We start from the raw sequence: 9926 nt of genomic DNA on the forward strand, positions 1-9926 counted from the left end.
GAACCCAGGAAACATGCGCGTTTCGGACATAGGGAACCGGGGCAGCAGGCGTTCGGAATACGCAGCGACGATCACAGATGCAGAAGCATCCGGCTGTTGCCCAAGGTGTTCGGTTTCACTCGTTCGAGGCCGAGGAACTCGGCGACACCCTCGTCATTGGAACGCAGCAGCTCGCTGTAGACATCTCCGTCGACCGGCGTCTCACCGATCTCCACGAAGCCGTGCTTCGCGAAGAAGTCGACTTCGAAGGTGAGACAGAAAACCCGCCGGACACCGAGCCAGCGGGCGGTCTGCAGCAACTTCCCCAACACCTGATGCCCCACTCCGACGCCCTTGACATCGGGCTTCACCGCGAGTGTGCGCACTTCCGCGAGGTCTTCCCACATCACATGCAGGGCGCCGCAGCCGACGACCTCGGCGTTGTCGTCGCGTTCCGCTACCCAGAACTCCTGGATCGACTCGTAAAGAGCGACGGTCGCTTTGTCGAGCAGGATCCCCTGGCGGGTGTAGGAGTCGAGGAGGTCGCGCACGGCCGGGACATCGGCGGTGCGCGCCCTGCGTACGGAGACTGCTTTTGCGCTGAGTTCAGGGGGTTCTGCTGGCATGACCGGACGCTATCGTTCTGCTTCGCCCTCCGCCGCGTCGGGGTTCGGCGGGTTCGGTGCCTGAACGTTCGGCCCCTGAACGATGCGCATCGCATCGCTGAGCGCTTCGCGCTGTTCCTCCGACATCATGCCGAAGAACGCGACAAGAGCGGCCGCGGGGTTGTCGCTCTGGGACCATGCTTCGTTCATCAGTGCGGCCGCGTAGGCGGCCCGAGTGGAGACCGCCTCATATCGATAGGCGCGGCCTTCCGCTTCACGGCGCACCCAGCCCTTCTGATGGAGATTGTCCAAAACGGTCATGACAGTGGTGTAGGCGATGGACCGTTCCTGCTGAAGGTCTTCAAGGACTTCCCGAACGGTCACGGGGCGGTTCCACTTCCACACCCGTGTCATGACTGAGTCTTCGAGTTCTCCCAAGGGGCGAGGCACACCAGAACAATAGTGGGAGATGTCACTAATGCCATGACGGACGTGGCGGAGGCGTCATTTACCCAACAAAAAGGGCGTACGACTCGGAATGTGAGCGAGTCGTACGCCGTGCGTGTGCGAGGGGTGACCCGAGGTCACCGGAAGGAGTCTGCCGAGGTCAGGGCCGCGGAGACTGCCGGACGCCCTCGGCGCGGGTGATCGCGGCGTCGACGGCCGCGTCCTCCTTGGCCTTGTTGGCGCCGCCCTGGGTCTTCACGATCGTCACGATGAGACCGGTGAAGAACACGGCCATCACTACGGGGGGCAGGAGCGCGGAGACGTAGTCCATGCCCCCCAGAGTAGCTAGCCCGCCACGAGCCGGTGCGCCGGGTCCGCCGGATTTGCCGGAGCCGCCGGGTCCGCCGGGCGGCGCTTGGGCGGGAAGACCTCGGCCGGGGTCGGCACGGGGCGGCCCGGCTCGGGGGCGGCAGGCCGGCGGGCCGGGGCCGCCGGGGACTTGGGCTTGGGCGCCTCGGGACGCTCCGCGTCGCCGCGGCCGCCGGGGAGGGCGAGCAGGCGTGTGCGCGACGCGGGGACGCGGGGACGCGGGGCGGCCTTGGTCTCCACGGCCGCACGCCCCGACAGACGGGCGCGTACGTCGCGTTCGGCGAGGGCGCGGCAGCGTTCCAGGAGGGCGGCGGCGACCGGGTTGCCGCGCAGCGCTCGCAGCGCGGCGAGGTCGTCGGGGCCCGGCTGGTGGCCGGCGCCGATGACGTCCTCCAGGAGCGCGAGGTAGCCGGTCGCGGTGCCGGGCAGGGCCGCCCGGTAGCGGGCGAGGTCGGCCAGCAGGAAGGCGCGGAGTCTGGCGCCCTCGCGCGCCGCCTCGTCGACGGAGTCGGCGAGACGGAGGCAGTCCTGGACGTCCTCGTCGGAGACGGGGCTGGGATGCAGGGCGAGGGCCAGGGCGCGGCGGAGCACACGCAGCTCCTCCGCACTGAAGGCCATGCCGCCGCGGGATCCGTATGGCGTGGGCATGAGCCGACGATACGCTCAATAACGGACAAAATCGGCTTAACGCCAATCCTTGGCGTGGCTTGGCTCGGGGGCCGGCCCGCGGGGTCAGTCCGCGCGGCGGCGGACCATCGCGAAGGCGACCGCGCCGACTCCGAGCGCCGCGGCCCCGGCGAGGGCGATCCAGGGGAGGACGCCTGCGCCGGTGTCCGCCATGGTGCCGTCGGGGACGGGGGATGCGGAGGCCTCAGGGACTTCGGGGGTGTTGGTGGTACCCGCGGTGCGCGTGGCGGTGGCCGTGCCGGGTCCTTCGGCCTGGACCGTGGTCACGATCGAGGCCGGGGCCGGGGGCACCGCGTGGACCGCGGCGGCCGTCCCTGCCGGTCCCGCGAGCCCGATCAGCACCGCGGCCGCCACTGCCGCGGCCGCTCTTCCGCTACGCCCCATTTGCCCCACGCCCACTAGACACCCGCCCAACTCCCGTCCCTGCGCAGACTCTTGTATGGGGCGGAGGGTTGTGTGCGCAACCCCGCTCAGGTGCGGAAACGGTCAACTACGCGAAACATTGCGCTCGTAGACCAGCCGCAGGCCGATCAGGGTCAGCCACGGCTCGTGCTCGTCGATGACCGAGGCCTCGCCGAGCACCATGGGCGCGAGGCCGCCGGTCGCGATGACCGTGACATCGTCCGGATCACCGCCGGGGCCCGCCAGTTCGCGCGCCATGCGCTGTACGACACCGTCGACCTGGCCCGCGAAGCCGTACAGGATGCCCGACTGCATGGCCTCCACGGTGTTCTTGCCGATGACGCTGCGCGGCCGGGCCAGCTCGATCTTGCGGAGCTGCGCGCCGCGTACGCCGAGCGCCTCGACGGAGATCTCGATGCCGGGGGCGATGACGCCGCCGGTGTACTCGCCGCGCGCGGAGACCGCGTCGAACGTCGTCGCCGTACCGAAGTCGACGACGATGGCGGGTCCTCCGTAGAGCTCGACCGCGGCGACCGCGTTGATGATGCGGTCGGCGCCGACCTCCTTGGGGTTGTCCATGAGGATCGGCACGCCGGTCTTGATGCCGGGCTCCACGAGGACGGCGGGCACGTCTCCGTAGTAGCGCCTTGTGACCTCGCGCAGTTCGTGCAGGACGGAGGGGACCGTCGAGCAGATGGCGATGCCGTCGATGCCGTCGCCCAGCTCGTCGCCGAGCAGCGGGTGCATGCCCATCAGGCCGTTGAGCAGCACGGCGAGCTCGTCGGCGGTGCGGCGGGCGTCGGTGGAGATGCGCCAGTGCTCGACGATCTCCTCGCCGTCGAAGAGGCCGAGGACGGTGTGGGTGTTTCCGACGTCGATGGTCAGCAGCATGTCGTCGTCACTCCGTACCATCAGAAAGTGCGCGAAGCGCTTCCTTGGAAGGGTGGTGGGAGACGGGCGGGCGCAGGTCGAGGCCGATGTCCAGGATCGGGGAGGAGTGGGTGAGGGCGCCCACGGCGAGGAAGTCGACGCCCGTGTCCGCGTACGCGCGGGCGTTCTCCAGGGTGAGGCGGCCGGAGGACTCCAGGATCGCGCGGCCGTGCACGATCGCCACGGCCTCCTCGGTCTCGCCCGGCGTGAAGTTGTCGAGGAGGATCAGGTCGGCGCCCGCGTCCACGACCTCGCGTAGCTGGTGGAGCGTGTCGACCTCGACCTCCACGGCCAGGTCGGGGAAGGCCTCGCGTACGGCCTTGAAGGCCTGCTCCACGCCGCCGGCGGCCACCACGTGGTTGTCCTTCACCAGGGCCGCGTCCGAGAGCGACATGCGGTGGTTGACGCCGCCGCCCATGCGGACCGCGTACTTCTCCAGGGCGCGCAGTCCGGCCGTCGTCTTGCGGGTGTCGCGGACCTTGGCGTTCGTGCCGTCGAGTGCGTCGGCCCACGCGCGCGTGGCGGTCGCGATCCCGGAGAGGCGGCACAGGAGGTTGAGCGCGCTGCGCTCGGCGGTGAGCAGGTCGCGGGTGCGGGTGGTGACGCTGAGCAGCACATCGCCCGCCTCGACCCGCTCGCCGTCCTCGACGTGCCGCTCGACCTCGAAGGTGTCCGTGCAGACGAGGGAGATGACCGCCTCGGCGACGCGCAGGCCCGCGACCGTGCCGGCCTCGCGCGCGGTGAAGTCGCCGGTGGCGACGGCCTCTTCGGGGATCGTGGCGACCGAGGTGACGTCCACGCCGCCGTCCAGGTCCTCCGAGACCGCCATGTGCGCGATGTCCTCGACCTGGACGGGGTCGAGCCCGGCGTCGGCCAGGAGCTGCGCCAGGGCGGGGTCGAGGCCGCACTCCATGGGGTCGTAGGCGTCGTCTCCGCCGCAGCCGCAGGCGTCGCCGCAGCCGCCGACGGGGGCGATGGGGAGGTCGGGGGTGCTGCTCACGGTCACTTCTCCTGAAGTCTCGTCGTCGGGGGGAAGTCGGGGGTCTCGGTCGTCGACGCGGCCAGCGTCCGGTCCGCGTTGAGGCGTACGACGATGTGGCGCCGCCAGGCCGCGTCGTCGCGGTCGGCGTGGTCCTCGCGCCAGTGGCAGCCGCGGGTCTCCTCGCGGCGCTGCGCGGCGGCGACCAGGACGCGGGCCACGCACAGGAGGTTGGTGGTCTCCCACGTGTCGACGCCGGGCTCGGCGGTCTTGCCGTCCTCGGCGAGCGCGCCCGCGGCTTCGGCGTGGACGCGGGCCAGCCGGGCCGCGGCCTCGGAGAGGGAGTCGGCGGACCTGAGCACTCCGGCGCCGTCGGTCATGACGCGCTGGATGGTGAAGCGGGCCTCGGGCGGCAGCAGGGGGTGCTCGGGGGTGTCGGGGTGGGACACCGGCGCGGGCACGCGCGCGTGGAGGGCGTTATCCGCGTGGCGCGCGGCGATGTCCGCGGCGATGCGCTCGGCGTAGACCAGGCCCTCCAGGAGGGAGTTGGAGGCGAGGCGGTTGGCGCCGTGCACGCCCGTGCAGGCGACCTCTCCGCAGGCGTACAGACCCGGGACCGTGGTGCGGCCGTGCGGGTCGGTGCGGACGCCGCCGGAGGCGTAGTGCGCGGCCGGGGCGACGGGGATGGGCTCGGTCACCGGGTCGATGCCGTGGGCACGGCAGGCGGCGAGGATCGTCGGGAAGCGGCTCGCCCACATGTCGGCGCCGAAGTGGCGGGCGTCCAAGTACATGTGATCGGCGCCCTGTTCCTGCATGCGGCGCGTGATGCCCTTGGCGACGATGTCGCGGGGCGCGAGCTCGGCGAGTTCGTGCTGGCCGACCATGAAGCGCACGCCGTCGGCGTCCACGAGGTGCGCGCCCTCGCCCCGGACGGCTTCGGAGACCAGCGGCTGCTGGCCCTCCGCGTCCGCCCCCAGGAAGAGCACCGTGGGGTGGAACTGCACGAACTCGAGGTCGCTCACCTCGGCGCCCGCGCGCAGGGCGAGCGCGACGCCGTCGCCCGTGGACACGGACGGGTTGGTGGTCGCGGAGAAGACCTGGCCCATGCCGCCGGTGGCGAGGACCACCGCGGGGGCGTGCACGGCGCCCACGCCGTCGTGCTGGCCCTCGCCCATGACGTGCAGGGAGACACCGGCGGTGCGGCCGTCGGCGTCCGTGAGGAGGTCGAGGACCAGGGCGTTCTCGACGGTCGGTATGCCGCGCGCGCGGACCGCCTCGACCAGGGCGCGGGAGATCTCGGCGCCGGTCGCGTCGCCGCCCGCGTGCGCGATGCGGCGGCGGTGGTGGCCGCCCTCGCGGGTCAGCTCGATGGCGCCTTCGGGGCCGGTGTCGAAGTGGGCGCCGGTCTCGATGAGGCGGCGTACGGCGTCGGGGCCCTCGGTGACGAGGGTGCGCACCGCCTCTTCGTCGCACAGGCCCACGCCCGCGACGAGCGTGTCGTCCAGGTGCTGTTCGGGGGTGTCGCCCTCGCCGAGTGCCGCGGCGATGCCGCCCTGGGCCCAGCGCGTGGAGCCGTCGTCGAGTCGGGCCTTGGTGACGACGACCGGCTTCAGGCCGGCCGCCGAGCAGCGCAGGGCGGCGGTCAGTCCGGCCACTCCGGAGCCGACGACCACGATGTCGGCGTCCAGGGACCAGCCTGGGGCGGGGGCGTGCAGCCGTATTCCGGTGGCACTCATGCGGTGGCTCCGAACGTGAGCGGGATGTTGTCGATCAGCCGGGTCGCGCCGACCTTGGCCGCGACGGCGAGGACCGCGTCGCCCGTGTGGTCCGGCCCCACGTCCGTGAAGTCGGCCGGGTCCACGAGCGCCAAGTAGTCCAGTTCGAGCGGGGGTTGGCGGCGGGCCGCCTCGTCGATGACCTGGCGGGCCGCGGCGCGGACGGCCGCGGGGCCGCCGGGCACGGCCGGGGTGACGGACTGGGCGACGGCGTGGGTGTCGGCGGCGGCGCGGGACTCCCCCAGCGCGTTCAGGGCGGCGGCACGCGCGTGCGTGGCGGGGGCGCTCGCCGCCCGTGCGCGCAGGGCCTCCTGCGCCGCGTGTCGGTCGCGGCCCGCGAAGAGGGCCTGGGAGAGCGCGAGGGCGGTGCGCCGCTCGGCCGCGGACAGGTAGCGGTTGCGGCTGGAGAGCGCGAGGCCGTCGTCCTCGCGCACCGTGGGTACGCCGACGATCTCGATGCCGAAGTTCAGGTCCCGCACCATGCGGCGGATGAGGGCGAGCTGCTGGGCGTCCTTCTGTCCGTACAGCGCCACGTCGGGGCGGGTGAGGTGCAGGAGTTTGGCGACGACCGTGAGCATGCCGTCGAAGTGGCCGGGGCGGGTGGCCCCTTCGAGGCGGGTGCCCATGGGGCCCGCGCTGACGCGGACCTGGGGTTCGCCGCCGGGGTAGACCTCGTCTACGGAGGGGGCGAACACGAAGTCCGCGCCCTCCTGTTCGGCGATCTTGATGTCGGCGTCCAGGGTGCGCGGATAGCGGTCGAGGTCCTCGCCCGCGCCGAACTGGAGGGGGTTGACGAAGACCGTGACGACGACCTCGCCCTCGTCGCCCGCGATGCGGCGTGCGGTGCGGATGAGCGTGGCGTGGCCCTCGTGCAGGGCGCCCATCGTCATGACGACGGCGCGGCGGCCCGCACGTGTGCGCGTGCGCAGGGCGTCGGCGGTGTGCAGGAGGGCGGTCATCGGCTGTCTCCCTCGGTGTCGCCGGCCCCGCCCGCGCCGTTGGCCAGGACCCCCAGGAGGTCCTCGGCGAGCTCCGGCTTGAGCAGTCCGTGGGCGAGCGCGCGGTCGGCGGTGGCACGGGCCATCGCCAGGTATCCGGCGACGGTCTGCGGGGCGTGCTTGCGCAGCTCGGCGACGTGGGCGGCGACGGTGCCCGCGTCCCCGCGCGCGACGGGTCCGGTGAGGGCGGCGTCGCCGGACCGCAGCGCGTTGTCGAGCGCGGCGCCGAGCAGCGGGCCGAGCATCCGGTCGGGGGCCTCGACGCCCGCGTCACGGAGCAGCTCCATGGACTCGGCGACCAGCGTGACCAGGTGGTTCGCGCCGAGCGCGAGGGCCGCGTGGTAGAGCGGCCGCGACTCCTCGGCGATCCACTCCGGCTCGCCGCCCATCTCGATGACGAGCGCCTCGGCCGCGAGCCGCAGCTCGTCGGGGGCGGTCACGCCGAAGGAGCAGCCGGCAAGCCGCTGTACGTCCACGGGCGTGCCGGTGAAGGTCATCGCGGGGTGCAGCGCGAGCGGCAGGGCGCCGGCCCGCAGCGCCGGTTCGAGCACCTTCGTGCCGTACCGCCCCGATGTGTGCACGATGAGCTGGCCGGGGCGGACGGCGCCGGTCTCGACGAGCCCGTCGACCAGACCCGGAAGCGCGTCGTCCGGCACGGTCAGGAGGACCAGGTCGGCGCGCTCCAGGACCTGGGCGGGCGGGACGAGGGGGACGTCGGGCAGCAGGACCGCGGCCCTGCGCACCGACGCGTCGGAGACACCGGACGCGGCGACCGGGCGGTGCCCGGCGAGCTGGAGCGCCGCGGCGAGCGCAGGGCCGACCCGGCCCGCTCCCACGACGCCCACCGTGAGCCTCGCGGGGCGGTCCCGCGGGTCTGGCTGATGAGGTGCGTTCACGCGATGACGCCTTCCCGTTCCAGTCCGCTCGGGGTACCGGACGATTTCTCGTCATGCTAACGCGATCGGTCCATGGCGCGTCTTCGGCTGTCCACAGGCTGTGGGTATTCGTATGACTGGTGGCCTCGGGCAGGCCATGCTCGGGGGATGACTGCGTACGAGGCGGAAGAAGAGCGCCCCCAGGAACAGCCCAGGCATCAGCCCGAAGCGCTCGGGGACGGACCCGCGGAGGGCTCCGCGCAGGACCCGGACGGGCGCGCCCGGCGCTCGGCGGCGGCCCGTGGCGCAGCCCGGACCCTGAACCGCTCGCCCTTGGTCGTGCCGCTCGCCGAGCGCCTGTCGGCCCTGGCGGCCGCGGCCCATGAGGTCGTCGGCCCGGACGACCCCACCGACGTCTACGGCGACGCCGTCGTCGCCACCCTGGAGGACGAGGTCGCGCGCCTGCTCGGCAAGGAGGCGGCCGCCTTCTTCCCGACCGGCACGATGGCCCAGCAGGTCGCCCTGCGCTGCTGGGCGGGCCGCACCGGCAACGCGACGGTCGCCCTGCACCCGGTCGCACACCCCGAGGTCCACGAAGGGGACGCCTTCTCCGTGGTGAGCGGTCTGCGCACGGTCCACCCGACGAGGGAGCCGCGGCTGCCCACGGCCGACGAAGTGCGGGACTTCGAGGAGCCCTTCGGGACGCTGATGCTCGAACTGCCGCTCCGGGACGCCGGTTTCGTCCTGCCGACCTGGGAGGAGCTTGAAGCCGTCGTGGAGGCGGCCCGCGAACGCGACGCTGTCGTGCACTTCGACGGCGCCCGGCTGTGGGAGTGCACACCGCACTTCGGCCGCCCCCTGACGGAGATCGCGGCCCTCGCGGACACGGTGTACGTGTCGTTCTACAAGTCCCTCGAAGGCCTGAGCGGCGCCGTGCTCGCCGGGCCGCGCACGCTCGTCGAGGAGGCGAGGGTGTGGCGCCACCGCTACGGAGGCCAGCTGTTCCAGCAGTTCCCGGCCGCCGTTTCCGCGCTGCTCGGCCTGAAGCACACGCTGCCCCGGCTGCCCGATTACGTGGCCCACGCGCGCGTGGTCGCCGACGCGCTGCGCGAAGGGTTCGCGGCGGCCGGGGTGCCGTGGTCGCGCGTGCACCCGGAGCGGCCGCACACCCATCAGTTCCAGGTCTGGCTGCCGTACGACTCCGAAGTCCTGACCGAGGCGTCGCTCGCCCAGGCCGAGGAGACCAAGACCCTGCTGTTCGGCCGCTGGTTCTCCGACGGCCCGCCCGGCCTCTCGGTCACGGAGGTCACCGTGACCGGGGCGGGCCTGGAGTGGACGGCCGACGACGTCAATGATGCGGTCGCGGAGTTCGTGCGCCGGCTCCCCGGCTGACGGATCCCCGGCCGAGGTGGACGGAGTGGGCGAGCCGGGCCAGGGCGGCCCGGATCCATCCGTGGGCGGGGCGTTCCTCGATGACGGCCTGGAAGCGCCCGTAGTCGCGCACCTCGCGGATGACCTGCCAGTCGTGCTGACCGGGGGCGGGTGGGGTGCGCTCGTCGTGCTGGGCGGCGCGGTAGCTGTCGAGGAGGTACTGCTGCGTGATGCTCATGATGGCCTCGCCTCTCGGGGTAAATGGTACTTATCGGGCACTCATGGGTCGACGGGAAGCAGGGTCGGCACATGAAGGGCATGGAGGGCGCGGGAAGCGCAGGTCCCGGGGTGCTGTGCCCCGCTTGCTGCGTCCCGCTCACCACAGACTGCGCCCGCCGACCCCACGCCGTCGCGGGGGGGGGGGACCACCGCCCACGCAAAGCCCGTGGTGGGGGGGGGGGGGGGGGACGCCGGGGCGGCGCAGGTCGAGGGACGCGGACCAGCCTCGC

12 protein-coding genes are annotated in these 9926 nt (G+C 72.7%); 1 reads left to right on the forward strand and 11 read right to left on the reverse strand.

Translation table 11 applies throughout. The features are described 5' to 3' along the window. Positions 1–71: 71 nt before the first annotated feature. The 10 genes from ACFWY6_RS08010 to ACFWY6_RS08055 form a co-directional block, all read right to left on the reverse strand. Complete coding sequence (locus ACFWY6_RS08010) at positions 72–605, reverse strand: amino-acid N-acetyltransferase (RefSeq protein WP_266863714.1); 534 nt, start codon at positions 603–605, stop codon at positions 72–74. Positions 606–614: 9 nt separating this feature from the next. Then, complete coding sequence (locus ACFWY6_RS08015) at positions 615–1022, reverse strand: BlaI/MecI/CopY family transcriptional regulator (RefSeq protein ID WP_384687395.1); 408 nt, start codon at positions 1020–1022, stop codon at positions 615–617. Between the two features lie 169 nt (positions 1023–1191). Beyond that, on the reverse strand, positions 1192–1362 hold the full coding sequence (locus ACFWY6_RS08020) for a hypothetical protein (RefSeq protein ID WP_384687396.1): 171 nt from the start codon (positions 1360–1362) through the stop codon (positions 1192–1194). A 14-nt stretch (positions 1363–1376) separates the two neighbouring features. Next, positions 1377–2048, reverse strand: coding sequence for a hypothetical protein (locus ACFWY6_RS08025; RefSeq protein WP_384687397.1), 672 nt, complete (start codon positions 2046–2048; stop codon positions 1377–1379). A gap of 84 nt (positions 2049–2132) precedes the next feature. Beyond that, the gene (locus ACFWY6_RS08030) at positions 2133–2471 is read right to left on the reverse strand and encodes a hypothetical protein (RefSeq protein ID WP_384687398.1); all 339 of its coding nucleotides are present in this window, start codon (positions 2469–2471) and stop codon (positions 2133–2135) included. Between the two features lie 102 nt (positions 2472–2573). Then, entirely contained in the window at positions 2574–3380 is an 807-nt protein-coding gene (locus tag ACFWY6_RS08035; RefSeq protein ID WP_135330510.1) for a type III pantothenate kinase, read from the reverse strand. A 7-nt stretch (positions 3381–3387) separates the two neighbouring features. Beyond that, positions 3388–4425, reverse strand: a complete 1038-nt coding sequence (gene nadC / locus ACFWY6_RS08040) for a carboxylating nicotinate-nucleotide diphosphorylase (protein ID WP_384687399.1) — start codon at positions 4423–4425, stop codon at positions 3388–3390. Continuing rightward, positions 4422–6134 carry an L-aspartate oxidase gene (locus tag ACFWY6_RS08045; RefSeq protein ID WP_384687400.1) on the reverse strand — a complete coding sequence of 571 codons (1713 nt, stop codon included), beginning with the start codon at positions 6132–6134 and terminating at the stop codon, positions 4422–4424. Before ACFWY6_RS08045 ends, nadC begins: the two co-directional genes overlap by 4 nt. After that, positions 6131–7132 carry a pantoate--beta-alanine ligase gene (gene panC, locus ACFWY6_RS08050; protein ID WP_384687401.1) on the reverse strand — a complete coding sequence of 334 codons (1002 nt, stop codon included), beginning with the start codon at positions 7130–7132 and terminating at the stop codon, positions 6131–6133. Before panC ends, ACFWY6_RS08045 begins: the two co-directional genes overlap by 4 nt. Then, on the reverse strand, positions 7129–8067 hold the full coding sequence (locus ACFWY6_RS08055) for a Rossmann-like and DUF2520 domain-containing protein (protein WP_384687402.1): 939 nt from the start codon (positions 8065–8067) through the stop codon (positions 7129–7131). Before ACFWY6_RS08055 ends, panC begins: the two co-directional genes overlap by 4 nt. Before the next feature lie 147 nt (positions 8068–8214). Between ACFWY6_RS08055 and ACFWY6_RS08060 the strand changes: the two genes are divergently transcribed. Further along, positions 8215–9438, forward strand: coding sequence for a threonine aldolase family protein (locus tag ACFWY6_RS08060; RefSeq protein ID WP_384687403.1), 1224 nt, complete (start codon positions 8215–8217; stop codon positions 9436–9438). Here ACFWY6_RS08060 and ACFWY6_RS08065 read toward each other — a convergent pair. After that, positions 9395–9655, reverse strand: coding sequence for a hypothetical protein (locus ACFWY6_RS08065; protein WP_384687404.1), 261 nt, complete (start codon positions 9653–9655; stop codon positions 9395–9397). The two genes, ACFWY6_RS08060 and ACFWY6_RS08065, sit on opposite strands and share 44 nt — an antisense overlap. Between the last annotated feature and the right edge of the window lie 271 nt (positions 9656–9926).

Origin of the sequence: Streptomyces sp. NPDC059037, from assembly GCF_042740015.1 — a bacterium.
In the GTDB taxonomy this organism is placed as follows: Bacteria; Actinomycetota; Actinomycetes; order Streptomycetales; family Streptomycetaceae; genus Streptomyces.